The 16,284-nt window shown below is 73.2% G+C and carries 14 protein-coding genes; 9 read left to right on the forward strand and 5 right to left on the reverse strand.

Annotation, left to right across the window (positions count from 1 at the left end; translation table 11 throughout):
• Positions 1 to 81: 81 nt before the first annotated feature.
• On the forward strand, positions 82 to 996 hold the full coding sequence (locus HW837_RS14425) for a BadF/BadG/BcrA/BcrD ATPase family protein (protein ID WP_045560143.1): 915 nt from the start codon (positions 82 to 84) through the stop codon (positions 994 to 996).
• Between the two features lie 94 nt (positions 997 to 1,090).
• Positions 1,091 to 2,995: a phosphatase PAP2 family protein gene (locus HW837_RS14430; RefSeq protein WP_193379609.1), complete on the forward strand. Its 1,905-nt coding sequence runs from the start codon at positions 1,091 to 1,093 to the stop codon at positions 2,993 to 2,995.
• A 53-nt stretch (positions 2,996 to 3,048) separates the two neighbouring features.
• Here the strand turns inward: HW837_RS14430 and HW837_RS14435 are convergent, their stop codons facing one another.
• The 3 genes from HW837_RS14435 to HW837_RS14445 all read right to left on the reverse strand — a co-directional run bounded on the left by HW837_RS14435 (position 3,049) and on the right by HW837_RS14445 (position 7,714).
• Positions 3,049 to 5,439, reverse strand: coding sequence for a SpoIIE family protein phosphatase (locus tag HW837_RS14435; RefSeq protein ID WP_045560141.1), 2,391 nt, complete (start codon positions 5,437 to 5,439; stop codon positions 3,049 to 3,051).
• Between the two features lie 80 nt (positions 5,440 to 5,519).
• Positions 5,520 to 6,347, reverse strand: coding sequence for a peptidoglycan-binding domain-containing protein (locus HW837_RS14440; protein WP_193379608.1), 828 nt, complete (start codon positions 6,345 to 6,347; stop codon positions 5,520 to 5,522).
• Between the two features lie 71 nt (positions 6,348 to 6,418).
• Positions 6,419 to 7,714 carry a sensor histidine kinase gene (locus tag HW837_RS14445; RefSeq protein ID WP_045560258.1) on the reverse strand — a complete coding sequence of 432 codons (1,296 nt, stop codon included), beginning with the start codon at positions 7,712 to 7,714 and terminating at the stop codon, positions 6,419 to 6,421.
• Positions 7,715 to 7,879: 165 nt separating this feature from the next.
• Here HW837_RS14445 and HW837_RS14450 point away from each other — a divergent pair, with 165 nt between their 5' ends.
• The 4 genes from HW837_RS14450 (at position 7,880) to HW837_RS14465 (ending at position 12,050) form a co-directional block, all read left to right on the forward strand.
• Positions 7,880 to 8,248, forward strand: coding sequence for a hypothetical protein (locus tag HW837_RS14450; RefSeq protein ID WP_045560139.1), 369 nt, complete (start codon positions 7,880 to 7,882; stop codon positions 8,246 to 8,248).
• A 30-nt stretch (positions 8,249 to 8,278) separates the two neighbouring features.
• Positions 8,279 to 8,962: an ABC transporter ATP-binding protein gene (locus HW837_RS14455; protein ID WP_045560138.1), complete on the forward strand. Its 684-nt coding sequence runs from the start codon at positions 8,279 to 8,281 to the stop codon at positions 8,960 to 8,962.
• Between the two features lie 272 nt (positions 8,963 to 9,234).
• A complete protein-coding gene (locus HW837_RS14460; RefSeq protein WP_193379607.1) occupies positions 9,235 to 11,235 on the forward strand; it encodes an FtsX-like permease family protein in 2,001 nt (666 codons plus the stop codon).
• A 128-nt stretch (positions 11,236 to 11,363) separates the two neighbouring features.
• Positions 11,364 to 12,050, forward strand: coding sequence for a response regulator (locus tag HW837_RS14465; protein ID WP_045560136.1), 687 nt, complete (start codon positions 11,364 to 11,366; stop codon positions 12,048 to 12,050).
• A gap of 1 nt (position 12,051) precedes the next feature.
• Here the strand turns inward: HW837_RS14465 and HW837_RS14470 are convergent, their stop codons facing one another.
• Together HW837_RS14470 and HW837_RS14475 are read right to left on the reverse strand one after the other, a co-directional pair.
• Positions 12,052 to 12,444 carry a PPOX class F420-dependent oxidoreductase gene (locus HW837_RS14470; protein WP_045560135.1) on the reverse strand — a complete coding sequence of 131 codons (393 nt, stop codon included), beginning with the start codon at positions 12,442 to 12,444 and terminating at the stop codon, positions 12,052 to 12,054.
• A 74-nt stretch (positions 12,445 to 12,518) separates the two neighbouring features.
• Positions 12,519 to 13,148, reverse strand: coding sequence for an HAD family acid phosphatase (locus HW837_RS14475; RefSeq protein ID WP_045560134.1), 630 nt, complete (start codon positions 13,146 to 13,148; stop codon positions 12,519 to 12,521).
• A gap of 289 nt (positions 13,149 to 13,437) precedes the next feature.
• Between HW837_RS14475 and HW837_RS14480 the strand changes: the two genes are divergently transcribed.
• From HW837_RS14480 to HW837_RS14490, 3 genes are all read left to right on the forward strand, one after another.
• The gene (locus HW837_RS14480) at positions 13,438 to 14,271 is read left to right on the forward strand and encodes an SAM-dependent methyltransferase (RefSeq protein WP_045560133.1); all 834 of its coding nucleotides are present in this window, start codon (positions 13,438 to 13,440) and stop codon (positions 14,269 to 14,271) included.
• Complete coding sequence (locus HW837_RS14485; RefSeq protein ID WP_177261965.1) at positions 14,271 to 14,792, forward strand: GNAT family N-acetyltransferase; 522 nt, start codon at positions 14,271 to 14,273, stop codon at positions 14,790 to 14,792. The genes HW837_RS14480 and HW837_RS14485 overlap by 1 nt, the downstream gene beginning before the upstream one ends.
• Before the next feature lie 98 nt (positions 14,793 to 14,890).
• A complete protein-coding gene (locus HW837_RS14490; RefSeq protein WP_045560132.1) occupies positions 14,891 to 16,267 on the forward strand; it encodes a S1 family peptidase in 1,377 nt (458 codons plus the stop codon).
• Positions 16,268 to 16,284: the final 17 nt, after the last annotated feature.

A 16,284-nucleotide genomic window follows, 5' to 3' on the forward strand; every position in this document is an offset into this window, starting at 1 on the left:
CCACAGACCCTGTGTGTCCATGCACGGTTTCGCCCGGCCGTCGCTGCGCCCAACGCAACGCAACGACGAAAGAGGCGTCACGTGCCGGACTCGAGGCCCGTCGCGGTCGGTATCGACGTGGGCGGCACCAAGACCCATCTCCGTGCTGTCACGGGGACGGAGCCGGTGGCCGACCACATCCGCACCAGCCGTGGCTGGCGGCCGCACGACCCGGCGGCCGCGACCGCATGGCTGGCCACGCTGGTCGAGGAGGTGCTGCCCGCGCACACCCCTGCCTCCGCCGTGGCCGTCGGCGCCCATGCCTGTGAGACGCCCCGGCAGTGCGAGGGGATACGTCTCGCCCTCCAGGAACGGCTTCAGGTGCCGTGCCTGGTGGTGGGCGACGCCGAACTGCTGGCCCCCGCCGCCGGTTTCGACCGGGGGGTGGGGCTGGTCGCGGGCACCGGTTCGGTGGCCGTCGGCCGGTCCGCCGACGGTACGTCCGTGCAGGTCGGCGGCTGGGGCGCGGTTCTCGGCGACGAGGGCGGCGCCGCCGGTCTGGTCCGGGAGGCGTGCCGCGCCGTCTGGGCCGCGCACGACCGGGGCGAGGCACCCGACGCGCTCGCCGGCCGGCTCGTCGCCTCCTTCGGGGTGAGCGAGGTGCCGGCTCTCGGCGGGGCGCTGGAGGCCGCCACCTCCATGTCCGCCGACTGGGGCCGGCACGCCCCCGAGGTGTTCGACGCCGCCGAGGAGGGCTCCCTCCTCGCCCGCCGGGTGATCGACGAAGGGGGCCGCGCCCTCGCCTCGCTCGTGGCACGGCTCGCCGCCCGTCAGGTCCCCGTCGACGACGTGGTGGTGGCCGGCGGGACGATCGTCTCCCGGCCCGCCCTGTACTCCGCATTCGCCGAAGCGCTCCTCGACGCTGTACCGTCCGCGCGACCGCATGTGCTCCAAGTGCCGCCGGTCGAAGGGGCGTTGGCACTCTCACGTACTCTCCTCCGACCGGTCACCCGCTGATCACCGTCCGGTCGCCGACCGGACAACGACCGGTCATGCGTCAACCCCACGCTCAGCCCGCACGACCATCCCACCGCGAAAGGAGCGGCGCTCCATGCCGTCATCTGCCGGGCACCACACGCTCAACCGCCGCGTCTTCCTCAGGAACTCCCTCGGCGTGTCGGCCGGCCTGATCGCCGCTCCGACCCTCGCGAACCTCTGGCAGGCCCCCGAGGCCAAGGCCGCCACCGCGTTCGCCGCGTTCGTCGACGACTACACCACCAACATCACGGCGAACCGGACCCCCGAGACCAACGCCGTGGTCCGGGCGCTCGGCGGCTTCGCCGAGATCTGGAAGACCGGCGACGCCTGGAACACCGGCACCCCGCTGCTGCCGGAGATCCTGCGCGCCAACATGCGCTACTGCGCGCGCCTGACCAACCGCCGCACCGAGGCCCAGGCCCGCGAGGCCTTCGTCTACGACCGGCAGCACCAGAGCTACGCGATGATCGGCGCGCTCGGCCCGCTGGCGGAGCTGTACCGCTCGGGCGCCAAGGCGGTCACCTCGATCACCGCCGCCCCGGACGGCATACCGGCGACGAAGATCAACGACGCCGTGCCCGCCGACGCGCCCGCCGGCTCCGCGCTGGGCGCCGGCTCGTACGACTCCGACCTCGGCCAGGTCGCCAAGCTGGTCGACACCGTCCGCGGCCCGTTCGCCTCCGGCAACCCCGCCAAGTTCACGTTCCAGTACCCGCGCCCGTGGCGGATGAACGAGGACAGCGAGGTCGTCGACACCGGTGAGAAGGACGAGCTCGGGTTCCCGGTCTACGACTCCGACGTCGTCGTCGTGCGGCAGCTGCTGCGCCAGCGCGGCGAGATCGCGGCCGAGGACGGCGGTTTCCCGAGCGGCCACACCAACGCCTTCCACCTGGCGGCGCTGGCGTTCGCGTACGCGGTGCCGGAGCGGTTCCAGGAGATCGTGACCCGTGCCTTCGAGCTGAGCCACACCCGGATCATGTCGGGCATGCACTCCACCGTCGACGTCCTCGGCGGCCGGGTCATGGCCACCGCGCTGGCCGCCGCCGCGCTCGCCGACCCGAAGAACGCGGCGCTCAAGGCCGCCGCGCGCAAGCAGGCCGCCGAGTACTTCCAGGCGAAGACGGGCACGACGGCCGACACGCTGTTCACGTACGCGCACTCCGACGCCGACGACGCGTACGCCGACCGCGCCGCCAACGCGCGGCTGGTGGAGCCGAAGCTGACGTACGTGCTGACCCGGCGCGGGCGTTCCGAGGACCTGACCGTGCCCAAGGGCGCCGAGGTCCTGCTGGAGACGCGGCTGCCGTACCTCGACGCGGCGCAGCGGCGCGAGGTGCTGCGCACGACCGCGCTGCCGTCGGGCTATGTGCTGCTGGACGGCTGGGAGCAGTGGGGCCGGCTCAACCTGTTCGCGGCGGCGGACGGTTACGGCTCCTTCGACGCGGACGTCACCGTCACGCTGGACGCCGCGCTCGGCGGTCTCGCCGCGGCCGACACCTGGCGCAACGACATCGACGGCTGCGGCGGGCTCGTCAAGAAGGGCAGCGGCACGCTCACGCTGGCCGGCGCCAACCGGTACACCGGCGGCACCGTCGTGGAGGCCGGTGTCCTCGCGGCCGGCTCGAAGGAGGCGTTCGGCCGCGGTGACGTCCGGGTGAAGGGCGGCACCCTGGCCACCGGCGACCACACCGTCCGGGTGCGCGGCGGCTACGCGCAGGCCGGTGTCCTCGACGTGACGCTGGACCGGGGCACCGACGCCGCCCTCGTGGTGGACGGGCGGGCGGTCCTGGAGCGGGGCAGCAAGCTGGTCGTCCGCTTCGACGCCGAGCAGGCGCCGCGTTCCGGCAGCACGGTCGCGGTCGTCGCGGCCCGGTCCCTGCAGGGCCGGTTCGCGGAGGTCTCCGTGGCCGTCGAGGGCTGGACGGCGGAGCAGGTCTTCACCGCGCACGGGGTGTCGGTGCGCCTGCGGAAGAAGTAACCGCCCGTCGGGAGCGGCTGTCGGGGGTGGCGTGCGCCGCCCCCGACAGCCGTTCACAGGACCGGAGGCAGGGCCTGCTCGGCCCAGATGGTCTTGCCCGCGCCGCTCGGCCGGCTGCCCCAGCGGTCGGTGAGCTGGGCGACCAGGAGCAGCCCGCGGCCCCCCTCGTCGAACTGGCGGGCCCGGCGCAGATGGGGTGAGGTGCTGCTGGCGTCGGAGACCTCGCAGATGAGGGTGCGGTCACGGATCAGGCGCAGCTGGATGGGGGCGCCGCCGTAGCGGATGGCGTTGGTGACGAGTTCGCTGACCACGAGTTCGGTGACGAAGGCGGCCTCCTCCAGGCCCCAGCGGGTGAGCTGGTCGGTGGCGAGCTTGCGCGCGTTGGCGACCAGCGCCGGATCGTCGGTGAGGTTCCAGACGGCGACCTGTTCCGCGTCGAGGGCGCGGGTGCGGGCGAGCAGCAGGGCCACGTCGTCGGCCGGGGTCTCGGGCAGCAGTGCCTTCAGCACGCTGTCGCAGGCGCGCTCCAGACTGTCCACCGGCCCTTCCAGCGCGGCGCACAGGGCGGCCGTACCGGTGTCGACGTCACGGTCCCGGGCCTCGACCAGGCCGTCGGTGTACAGGGCGAGGACCGAGCCCTCGGGCAGCTCCAGCTCCCTGGCCTCGAACGGCAGGCCCCCGACGCCGAGCATCGGCCCGGCCGCCACCTCGACGACCTGGACGCTGCCGTCGGGCCGCACCACGACGGGCGGCACGTGCCCGGCGGAGGCGATCATGCAGCTGCGGTCCACCGGGTCGTAGACCGCGTACAGACAGGTCGCGCCGATCTCCCCGTCCCCCGTGCCGTCGCCGGCCGCGAGGTGCTCCACCAGGTCGTCCAGGTGGGTGAGGAGTTCGTCGGGCGGCAGGTCGACGTCGGCGAGCGCCCAGACGGCCGTGCGCAGCCGGCCCATGGTGACGGAGGCGTGGATGCCGTGGCCCACGACGTCGCCGACGACGAGTGCCACCCGGGTCCCGGACAGCGGGATCACGTCGAACCAGTCGCCGCCCACCCCGGCCTGCGACAGCGCCGGCAGATAACGGGAGGCGAACTCGACGGCCGCCTGTCCGGCGACCGTCTTCGGCAGCAGGCTGCGCTGCAACGCCAGCGCGGTCGTGCGTTCCCTGGTGTAGCGGCGGGCGTTGTCGACGCAGACGGCCGCCCGGCTGGAGAGCTCCTCGGCGAGCGACATGTCGTCCTGGTCGAAGGCGTCGGGGTGCTCGGGCGTCAGGATCCGGACGAGGACGGCGACCCCGAGGGTCGTGCCGCGCGCGACCAGCGGTACGGCCATCAGGGACAGGTCGTGGTCCGCGGCCTCCTGGAGTTTGGCGGAGCGGGCGCCGTGCCGGGCGAACCAGGAGTCGAGGGAGTCGTCGCCGGTGCGGGTGAGCACGGGCTCGCCGGTGAGCAGGGCCCGGGCGGGTGGTGAGGAGGGCGGGTAGACGTCGGCGGCGCCCAGGGCGATGGCCGCCTCCGGTACACCGGGCGTGGCGGAGTGGTGGGCCGTCCGGTGCAGCCGCACCCCGCCGGCCACGGGGCCCATCTCGGGTTCCTCGCCCTGGAGGACGGACTCCAGGAGGTCGACGCTGGCGAAGTCGGCGAGCCGGGGGACGACGAGTTCGGCGAGTTCCCGGGCGGTCTGCACGACGTCAAGCCTGGTGCCGATGGACCCGGCGGCCTCGTTCAGCAGGGCGAGGCGCTGGCGGGCGGCGAACTGCTCGCTGCTGTCGAACGCGGCGAGCGCGGTGCCGATCAGCGCTCCCGAGGGGTCCCGCAGCGGCCACATCTCGGAGGTCCAGGCGTGCATGCGGCGACCGGAGGGCGAACGGGTCCAGCTCTCGTAACGGACCGGTCGTCCGGTCTCCACCACGATCTCCAGATGGCGCAGGAAGCCCCGGCTGTGCTCGGCGTCCTCCACGGTGTCGGGGAAGTACTGGTGCCGGAACTCCTCCTCGGGCTGCCCCATGACCTGGCACGCCCAGTCGTTCATCCGCAGATAGCGCTGCCCGGTGTCGAAGACCGACATGGACATCGACGCCTGGTTGAAAGCCAGCTCGCCGAGGCCCCGCTCGGTCCGGTCGGGTGTCGCCTGGACGACGAACCGCCGCCGCTCGCCGTCCCCGCCCCGCACCGGGCAGATCCGCATCGCGACCCTCTGCCGTCGCCCGTCCCGGTAGCGCAGGTCCACCACCGCGTCGCCGTACGTCAGCAGCGTGCGCCAGACCGCCGCCGGCTCCCCGTCGACCAGGTCGGCCGCGGGCCTCCCGGTCACCTCCTCGGAGGTGTACCCGGTGAGGCGCCGGGCGCCCTCGCTCCACCCGGCGACGAGGCCGCACGCGTCGACCACCGCCATCGCCTCACCGGCCGTGGCAGCCCGCGACGCGCCGGACGCCTTCGTCACCATAGGGACAGGATGGTCCGTTCAGGGCGGGGCAACAACCCGGCTGTTCCCGTGACACACCGGGTCCGTGGCCCGTCGTGCGCCTAGAGAGTGGTGCGGGATTCGAGGTCCTTGCGGGTGTCGTTGCCGTAGACACCCGTCTCGTCGCCCCGGATGCCGTACCAGAGCTGGAAGCGCGCCACCGCGTCCCGCAGCACGAGGTCGTACTCGCCCGAGGTGGAGCCGTTGTCGTACACGTTCGGGATACGGAGCAGCCGTTGCTGGAGTTCGGAGACCTCGGGGCCGCGGTCGCCCTCGCGGAGGGTGCCGGGGCCGTCCGGGTCGGCGCCGTCGTCCGGGGCGGGCGCCGAGGACGCGGGGGCGGACGGGGTCGCGGTCGGGGTGACGGCGCGCGCCTCCTTCTCCGCGTCGCCGCCGGGCAGCAGCAGGGCGGCACCGAAGCCCAGCAGGGCCGCCGCACCGATACCGACGATCACAGCGGCGCGCTTGAGGCCGGCTCCGTCGCCGGGGGCCGGCCGGCGGCGCTGCCGGCGGCGGTGTCCGGGTTCGTCGCGCGGGACCGTGTCGGAGCCGAAGTCCTCGCCGACCATGACCGGGGGGAGTTCCTCGGTCTCGTACTCCGTCCGGGGCAGGATCCGCTCGGGGGCGGGCCCCGGTTCCGGTGCGGGCGCGGCCGGCGGGGGCGGTGCCGACGGCGGGGGCGGCGGTGTCGGGACCGATGCCGCAGCGGGGGGTACGGCGACGGTCTCGTACTCGTCCTCGGGGGCGTCCGGCTCTGAACCCGCGCCCTTGTACTGCTCGAACTCACGCAGCAGCTCGGCCAGGGCCTCGGTCCTGCGCCGGCGCATGACGTAGGTCGGCTCGATCGTGGGACGCTTCGCCGTCCGGCCCGGTTCGGGCGGTTTCGACACGCTGTTCTCCTTCCGTGCACGCGGTCTCCCGCCATCCCCGAGAGGAGATACGGGCAGCCGGGCCGGGAGGTTCAGCTCAGGGGGCGGCTCCGGGGGGCGGTCGGGAGCACGGCGCGGACCTCCCAGCCGGGGCCGTCCTCGCGGGGCCGGGCCCGGACACTGCCGCCGAGCGCGGTGACCCGTTCCGTGAGGCCGACCAGCCCGAAGCCGCCGCCCCGGGCCGCCTCCGGCAGCCGGGCGCCGCCGCGCCCGTCGTCGCGGACCAGGACCTCCAGTCCTGCGCGCCCGTGGAGGAGGTCGACGGTGACCTCGGTGGCGTCGGCGGCGTGCCGGCGGACGTTCGTCAGGGCCTCCTGCACCACGCGGAAGGCGGCGGCCTGCACCTCGTGCGGCAGGTCGGCGGGGACGGAGGGGTCGTGGCGCAGCACGGCGGAGCGTCCGTCGACACCGCCGACGCCGTCGAAGCCTCTGACCAGTTCGTCGACGCCCGCCAGATCGCCGACCGGCCGCCGGTCGCCGGTCCCGGGCCCCTCCTCGTGGTCCCGCAGCACGCCGACCGTGCGGCGCATCGAGGCCAGCGCCTCGGTCGCGGCGCGCTCGATGCCCGCGAGGACGGGGTCGAGCCTCCCCCGGACGTCGTCCGGGGGGACCCCCGTCTCGCCTCGCCCCGGTTCGGTGGCGGCCATCATCCGGGCGACCTGGGTCTGCACCAGGATCCCGGTGACGTGGTGGGCGACGAAGTCGTGCAGGTCGGCGGCCATCGCGAGGCGTTCGGCCCGGCGGGTCTCGGTGACGATCTGGTTGCGCCGGTTGTCCAGGGTGCGCAGATAGGCGGCGACGCCGGCCGCGACCCCGCCGAGGAGCATCAGGACCATGACGGCGCCGATGCTGCCGCCGTCGTCCGGATCGAGGGCGAGGTAGGGCAGCGGAAGCAGGACCAGTGCGAGACCGTCGAGGAGCCCGCAGGCCAGCGCCCAGCCGGGCGAGCAGGCGCGGACGGCGACGACCAGCAGACACAGCAGCAGGGCCGCCTGCCCCAGGCCGAAACCACCCATTTCCCGGACCAGGACGAGGATCACCACGTTCGCCAGGGCGGCGAGAGCCGGTACACCGGCGCGGACCTGCGGGGTCAGCCAGTCCGGCCGGCGGTGTACGGGCCACAGCAGGGCCGCGAGGCCCACGGCCAGGGAGAGCAGGTGCAGCCACAGATAGGTGACGCCGTTCGCTGCCAGGAGGGGGAAGTCGGACGCGCAGGCCAGGCACAGGGCCACGATGCCGCCCACGCGTACACAGCCGGCTCTGGCGGGGCGCGTCGGCCGGCCGGGGGCGCCGGCCGGGGGTTCCTTGGTGTCGAGCACGAGGTTCACGCGGATCACAGTAGGCAGCGGCGGGCTTCGCCGTATCAGCCGTACGGCCGAGGAGGCGTGTCCGGTGGGAGGGGAAGCCTGGCCGTTCGGCCGAGGCGGGTGCCCCCGTCGCCGGGAGAGGTTGGGTGTCGCCACCTCACCCCTTCTCTCCACCGGGAGCACCTCATGGAACGCAAACCTCTCCTCGTCGCCGGAGCCGCCGTGGCGGCCGTGGCCGTCGGCGGCGGCGCCCTCACCTACGCGTTCAGCGGTACGGAGTCCACGACGGGCCTCGACAGGTTCAACACCGTGACCGTGGACGGGCAGAAGGCGCTCAGCGGGAACATCGTCGCCGGCCGCACCGAGTCGAAGTACAGCCCGCTGCCCTGGATCGGCGGCGAGACCTCCGGTCTGACGTGCCCGGACCTGAAGGCCGTGGCCGGCACCGAGGTGACCTGCACGGGGCGGGACGGCGACGGCAAGGACATCTCCGTCCCCGTCACCGTCGTCAAGGCCGACGCGTCCAGCGTCACCTGGAAGTTCGAGCGCGTCTAGCTGGTCCGGCCGAAAGGAACCGTCACCGTCATGAGCACCGTCCTGGCCGGCAACGGCCTCGTCAAGAAGTACGGCCCCACCACCGCCCTGGCCGGCGTGGACGTGGCGGTCGCCGAGCGGGAGTCCCTCGCCATCATGGGCCCGTCCGGCTCCGGCAAGTCGACCCTCCTGCACACCCTGGCCGGCATCATCCGCCCCGACGACGGGCAGGTGCTGCTGCGCGGCGAACGCATCGACCACTGGGGCGAGAACAAGCTGAGCGCACTGCGCCGCAAGCGGTTCGGGTTCGTCTTCCAGTTCGGCCAGCTGCTGCCCGAGCTGCCGGCCGAGGAGAACGTCGCGCTCCCGCTGATGCTGGAAGGCGTGCCTCGGCGCAAGGCCGTCAAGCAGGCCCGCCGCTGGTTCGCCCCGCTCGGCCTCGCGGGCCTGGAACACCGCCGCCCCGGCCAGCTCTCCGGCGGCCAGGCCCAGCGCGTCGCCATCGCCCGCGCGCTCGCCGTGGAGCCCGACGTCGTCTTCGCCGACGAACCCACGGGCGCCCTCGACCAGGCCACCGGCGAGGAGGTCGTCCGCCTGCTCACCTCGGTCACCCGCGACCAGGGGGCGGCCCTCGTCATGGTCACCCACGACGCCGAGGTGGCCGCCCACTGCGACCGCGTGGTGCAGGTGAGGGACGGCCGGATCGCCGGCCACAGCCAGTACACGGTCGTGTAGGCCGCCGCGGGGTGGGCGCGTGAGCGCCCTGAAGGGGCGCGGGGCTGTGCCGATCTGCGGCTCCGCCGCGTGGGCGCGACAAGCCACGAACAACCCGCACTCGCCCTCGAACCGCTCCGACCGAGCTCTCCGGCGACCCGAACCCTCGCCCCGTCCCCCCTGAATCCCCCGGCCCCACGCCTCCAGGCCCCCAGGCCCCTCGGCCCCTCGGCCCCCGCCCCCCGCCCCCCGAAGCCTCGCCCCCTCGCACCCCGAGCCCCCGGAGACGAAGAATGCGCTCCCCCGTCCTGCCCCTGACCTGGCACCTGGCCCGTTCCTCCGGGAGGCGCGGCCTGCAGAGCCACCTCCTGTCCGCCGCCGCGGCGGCCGCCGGCGCCCTCGTGCTGCTGACCCTCCTCGCCGCCTACCTGGGCTCCGGCGTCCGGTCCGACCGCACGGCCTGGCGTACGCCCGACGCGGTGCCGGCGAAGCGGGCGACCGCCGTGCAGACGCTGGGGACGACGTACGTCGACCACCGGCCGGTCACCGTCGTCTCCCTGGCCCAGCTGCCGAACCGGGCCGCGACCCCTGCCCCGCCCGGCCTGGACCGCTTCCCCGCACCGGGGCGCACCTATCTGTCCCCGGCCCTGGCGGAGCTGATGCGCGAGCTGCCGCCGACGCGTCTCGCCGACCGCTTCCCGACCGAGTCCGGCTACGGCACGATCGGCGACGCCGGCCTCGCCTCCCCCGAGGAACTCGTGGCCGTCGTCGGCCACACGCCCACCGACCCCGCGATCACCCGGGCCGCCGAGGGCAGCGGCCTGGACCTCCTCACCGCCCGCGCCCGCGTGGACGGCTTCGGCGGTACCAGGCCCAGCCTGTTCACCGCCTTCGACCAGCAGGCCGCGGTGCTCGGCGGCGCCCTCCTCGTCGTCCCGGTGATCGTGCTGGCCTCGGCCGCCGGACGCCTCGGTGCCGCCCGGCGCGAACAGCGGCTCGCCGCCCTACGGCTGGCCGGCGCGACGCCCCGGCAGATCCTGACGATGACGGGTGTGGAGTCGGCGGCGGTGGGCCTGGCCGGCGGTTCCCTCGGCGCGGTCGGGTACACCCTGCTGGTGCCGGTCCTCGCGCGAGTGCCGTACGGCATCGGGACCTGGTACGCCGGTCAGTTGTGGGTCGGTGTGTCCTGGCTCCTGGCGGTGGTGGCGCTCGTGGCCGTACTCACCTCGGTCAGCGCGATGACGACGCTGCGCGGGGTGGCGCGTTCCCCGCTGGGGGTGGCCCAGCAGGCCGATCCGCGCCGGACGAGGCTGATCCGGCTGGTGCTGTTCGTCGCCGTCGGGATGTACGTGGTGGGCACCGCGGACAGCGGGATGAGCACGAGCCAGACGATCGCGCTGATCGTCCTGGTGTACGGGGCGTTCTGGACCCTCGGCCCCTGGGTCGTCGACATGCTGGGCAGGCTGCTGAGCCGCGTCGCGCGCCGTCCCGCGACGCTGCTGGCCGCGCGCCGGCTCAGCGACGATCCGCGCGGCGCCTGGCGCACGGTCAGCGGTCTGGTCCTCGCGGGTCTGGTCGCCGGGTTCTTCACCGTCGGACAGATCGGCCTCGTGGGCTACGACCACCGGGGGCAGGTCGCCGTACGCGCGGAGCACGGAGAGGCGGACCAACTGGCCGTACAAGCGGGGGAGTTGCTCACCGAAGCGGGTGTGAAGGCGCGGGTGGAGACGGTCCGCGCCGACACCTACGACGGGATCCTGATCGGCGAGGAGGGCGTCGTGGCCCGGGTGCGCGGCGGTCAGGAGCAGCTGGACACCGCGTCGACCGCGCTGTCCTCCCTCTCCCCCGGGAACCTGCCGGTGACCCAGGACCATGTCAACGCCGAGGGTGACACGACGACCCGGCTCATCGGCGAGATGGGGCTCGCGGTCCTGGCCCTGGGCTTCCTGGTCGCCGCCGCCTCCGCCGGACTCACCGCGGCGGCCACGGTCCTGGACCGGCGCCGGGTGTACGCGCTGCTGCGGCTGGCCGGTACGCCGCTGAAGGTCCTGGACCGGGCGCGGATCCGGGAGACCGCGCTGCCTCTGGTCGTGCTCGCCGGTGGGACGACGGCGACCGGGATCTACGCCGGAATCAAGGTGAACGAGGCGTTCCATCTACAGCCGGACTCATCCGGGGCCGTGCGGCTCGCCCTCTGCGTGGCCCTCGGGACGGCCACCATGTTCGCGGCGCTCGCCGGGAGCCGGCCGCTGCTGCGGAAGGTGACGGCGGAGCGGGCCCAGGAAGCCGACTGACGCCCCGTCGGCCGCCCGCCTCCCTCCGCCCCCGCCGCTGCCGTCTCCCTCTCGCCGCCTCCCTCTCCGTCTCCGTCCCCGTCCCCGTCCCCGTCCCCGTCCCCGTCCCCGTCAGGCATGATGCGCTCATGAACGACCGCAGCCCGATCCGGGTCCTGATCGCCGACGACCAGGACATGGTCCGCACCGGCTTCCGCTTCTTCCTCGACGCGCAGCCCGACATCACCGTGGTGGCGGAGGCCTCCGACGGCGAGACGGCGGTGCGGCTGGCCCGTGAGGTGCGGCCCGACGTGTGTCTGCTGGACATCCGGATGCCGAAGCTGGACGGGCTGGAGGCCACCCGGCTGCTGGCGGGTCCGGGTGTGGCCGATCCGCTGCGGGTGGTCGTGGTGACCACGTTCGACCTCGACGAGTACGTCTACGGGGCGCTGCGCGGCGGAGCCTGCGGCTTCCTGCTGAAGGACTCGGGGCCGACCCTGCTGGCCGAGGCCGTACGGGCGGCGGCGGTGGGCGACTCGCTGGTGTCTCCGTCGGTGACGGTCCGGCTCCTCAAGCACGTGACGGCGGAACGGGACGCCCCCGCGCCCGCCCCCGAAGTCCCGCGCCCCCAGGAGGCGTTGACCGACCGGGAGCTCGACGTCGTACGGCTGGTCGCGCTGGGGCACACCAACGCGGAGATCGCCGCCTCGATGTTCGTGTCCCTCTCCACGGTCAAGACCCACCTCGGCAGCATCCAGCTCAAGCTCGCCGCCCGGAACCGGGTGGAGATCGCGGCGTGGGCGTGGCGCACCGGGCACGCGGGCGACGGGGCGTGAGTCAGTTCTGCGTGAGGGTGATGCGGATGCCGATCGTGCCGTCGGCGCCCCGGCGCAGTCGGCTGCCGAGGAGGGTGAGGCGGCCGAGGACGCCGTACTTGCGGGCGATCAGCCGACGGTAGGCGGCGGATCCGGCCGCGTCGAGGATCTCCGCGCGGGCGGGGACGGAGTCGCCGGTGGGGTTGCCGCGCACGTCGCAGGGGCCGACGAGGACGTCGGCGCGGTTCCGGATGCGCTTGACCTTCCAGGAGTCGGCGACGGTCCAGATGCCGAGCGCGTCCCCGTCCCGCACCACCCACACCGGGGTCGGCACGGTGGTGCCGTTCTTGCGATAGGTGGTCACCAGCAGGTACTTGCCCGCGCCGAGGGCGTCGAGCGTGGTTTCGTCGGCCATGCCCGGAGTCTAGGCGCACGGCCGCCCGCGGAACGCGTGGCGGCCGTGCGCCAGGAACGAACGGTGGAGCGGCGTCAGTCCAGCAGGCCGTCGTAGTCGGGCAGCTTGTAGGTGCGCTCGGCGTGGCCGCCGACGAGGTCGGTGGTGTTGTTGCCGACGTTGGCGATGATCGTGTAGCCGTCGGACTCGATGTCGGCGCGCGAGGCGGTCTTGTAGGCGGCGACCTCGGCGAACAGGTCGGGCAGGTCGCGCACGTAGAGGCCGTCGACGGGGTAGCCGACGTTCTCGAGGTTCCACTCGGTGAGGGACTCGATGATGCCGGGGCGGGCGGTGACGAAGAAGACGGCGACCCCACGGGACTTGGCGTACTTGGCCAGCGCCAGGGAGGGCTTCAGGGCCGGCGTCGGCAGCTGGTACCAGGGCGTGTAGTGCGTCTCCAGTGTCGTGTTGTCGATGTCGAAGACGATGGCGAGCTTCTGCCCCGAGGAGTTGGCGGTGCGCTGCTGAATGTAGGGCGTGGCCGTGTCGACGACGGCCTTCACGTCCTTCTGCCAGGTCGCGTAGTCCACCTCCGCGGCCGCGGCGGTCACGGCCGCGCTCGGGGCGGCGGCGGCCGGAACGGCCGCGGTCATCGAAGCACCCAGACCCAGTACGGCCACCGCGGCGACCGTGGTGACGCGGCGTCCCACACCGCTTGCTGTCATGTTCGTTCCCTTCCCTCGCAGGCCTTCGCCTGTCTGCGCATGTCAAAGCGGCGAGGTCACGGGAACCTCCGCCGCGTTCGTCATGGTCATGTCCATCAGTGGCGGGGAGACTACCGAAGAGTTACTGATTAGTAGAGAGGTCTCGACGAACGTTGTTCGGCGAGGTGCCGCACGGGAGCCCGCCCGCGGGCGCTGTGAAGATCGCCGAACTGTCGGCAAACACCAACCCGCGGGTCTACATTGCCCGTTGGATGCAAGCACCTTCGCCGTAGATCCAGGAGTTGATGCCGTGACGGACAACCCGGCAGCCTCGGACTTCCCCTCCTCGTCGCTGAACCGTCGCATCGTCACCACGCGGCCGAGCGCGGCACGGATCTGGAACTACTGGCTCGGCGGCAGGGACTACTACGAGGTCGACCGCAGGGCCGGGGACGAGATCCGCCGTCTGCACCCGAGCATCCACGACTACGCCCGCGCGGACCGGCAGTTCCTGCGCCGGGCGGTGCGCCATCTGGCCGCCGAGGTGGGGATCCGCCAGTTCCTGGACATCGGCGCCGGACTGCCGACGGCGGAGAACACCCACGAGGTCGCCCAGCGCATCCTCCCGGACGCGCGGATCGTCTACGTCGACAACGACCCGCTGGTCCTGGTGCACGCGCGGGCCCTGCTGACGAGCGCGCCCGAGGGCCGTACGGACCATGTCGACGAGGACGTGCGCAATGTCGACTCGATCCTCGAACACGCCGCGCGGACCCTGGACCTGACCCGGCCGGTCGCGCTGATGCTGCTCGACGTGCTGGCCTTCGTCACCGACGACGAGGACCCGCGCGGCATCGTGCGCCGCCTGATGGCCGCCCTGCCCGCCGGCAGCCATCTGATGCTGTCGCACACCGTCACCAGCCCGCAGTGGCCCGACGTGGACATCGCGGCGGCCTGGTGGAACGAGCACGGCACCCCGCGCCTGCACCAGCGCACCCCCGAGACGGTGGCCCGCTTCTTCGACGGACTGGACCTCCTCGAACCGGGCGTCGTCTCGTGCACGCGCTGGCGCCCGGACCCGACCGACGACGGCGGCGAGCCGGCGGAAGTGGCCATGTTCTGCGGAGTGGGAGGCAAGCGCTGATGACGACCGGCCCGGTCCGGCTCCAACTGGACGTCACCCACTTCGACCTGGCACGTTTCCAGCCGTATGTCGACAAGTGCCGGACCTCCGGCATCCGGCTGACCACGCTCTCCGAACTCGGCGACACCCCGGAGCACCGCCGGGCGTTGTACGACCTCAACAAGGAGTGCTCGGCCGACATCCCCGAGCGCGGCGCCTTCTTCCCGTACGACGAGTACCACCGGCTCCGCTTCGAGGTGCCCTCCTACGATCCGCGTGGTGTCGTGCTGGCTCTGGACGGCGACCGGTGGATCGGTATGGCGGCCACCTCGGACCGGCGTGGTTCCGGATTCGTGTTCAACGAGATGACCGGGGTGCGGGCCGGCCACCGGGGAAGGGGCATCTCGGTGGCCATGAAGACCTTCGGCATCGGGTTCGCCGGGATCTGCGGGGTGAGCCTCGTGCGTACGGTCCACCATCCGGCCAACAGCCGCGCGATCGCCATGAACCGGACGTTGGGATACGTCGACGCGGACTGGTGAACATGTGCCGACCGCCGCACGTATGAAAGGAGGGCGCTCAAGGACCGGACGCCCTGGCGGTGTTGACACCGTGTCGGACGGGGTTCGGGAGCCAGGCAATGAGGCACGCACGACGACGAGTCGTGAAGCGGGTGGCGCGGCTGACGGCCGCCGGCGGAGTGATCTGCGGGGCCTTGATGGTCACGCAGGCGGCGATGGCGACCGAACCCGCCGTCACCCCGCCCGCGACCCCGAGCGCGGTGCTCGCCGCGTCCGGCACCGGGAACGGTCTGCTGACCGAACTCGGCCCGGAGCGGACGGCGGGCACCTGGATCGCCGAGGACGGCAGTCCGGTCGTCGCCGTCACCGACGAGAAGGCCGCCGACGAGGTCGAGCGGGCGGGCGCCCGCCCCAAGATGGTCGAGTACAGCGGCGACGACCTGAAGTCCGCCACGAAGGCGCTGCGTTCGGCCCCCCGGGTGCCGGGCACCTCCTGGGCGATCGACCCCGCCTCCAACGAGGTGGTGGTGCGCGCCGACAGCACGGTCTCCAAGAAGGACTGGGCGGGCCTGACCGACCTCGCCGAGGAGATCGGCGGTTCCGTGCGGATGGAGCGCACCGAGGGCGCGTACACGATGCGCCTCAACGGCGCGCAGCCGATCTTCGGTACCGGCGGGCGCTGCTCCATCGGCTTCAACGTGACCGACGGCGAGAACGACTTCATGCTGACCGCCGGGCACTGCGGGCCCGAGGGTTCCGTGTGGTTCTCGGACGACCAGGGCCGGCAGGAGATCGGCCGGACGACCGAGACCAACTTCCCCGGCGCCGACTACTCGCTCGTCCAGTACCTCCAGGACGCGCCGAGCAACAAGACCAACGTCGTCTCCGTCGGCGACGGCCGCGGGGTGCGCATCACCTCCGTCGGTGACGCGGCGGTCGGCCAGCGGGTCTTCCGCAGCGGCAGCACCAGCGGCTTCCGCAACGGCGAGGTGACCGGCCTCGACGCCACGGTCAACTACCCCGAGGGCACGGTCTCCGGTCTCATCGAGACCACGGTCTGCGCCGAGCCGGGCGACAGTGGGGGCCCGCTGTTCTCGGAGGGGGTCGCGCTCGGCGTGACCTCGGGCGGCAACGGCGACTGCCAGGAGGGCGGTACGACGTTCTTCCAGCCGCTGTCCGACGCCCTCGACGAACTCGGCGTCCAGCTGACCGGTCTGCCGCAGTCCGCCGCCCGGCCGACCGCCTCGGCCGACGGTTCCGACGACGACGCCCAGGGTGCCGCCGCCCCGGGCTCCGCCGAGCCGGGTGCCGTGGAATCCGTCGAGGGCATCGAGGCCGCCTCCGACCTGCTGGACCGCCTCGCCGATCCCCGCAACGTCGGCCCCGGTCTGCTGGTGATCGCCGGCAGCATGGTCGCGCTCGCAGCCACCCGCTTCATCCGCACCGAACAGGACCGCCAGGCGTACCGCCGCCAGTACTCACAGAGCTGGAGCTAGGGCTAGATCCGGACCGG

Origin of the sequence: Streptomyces caniscabiei, assembly GCF_014930365.1 — a bacterium.
Classification (GTDB): Bacteria; Actinomycetota; Actinomycetes; order Streptomycetales; family Streptomycetaceae; genus Streptomyces; species Streptomyces caniscabiei.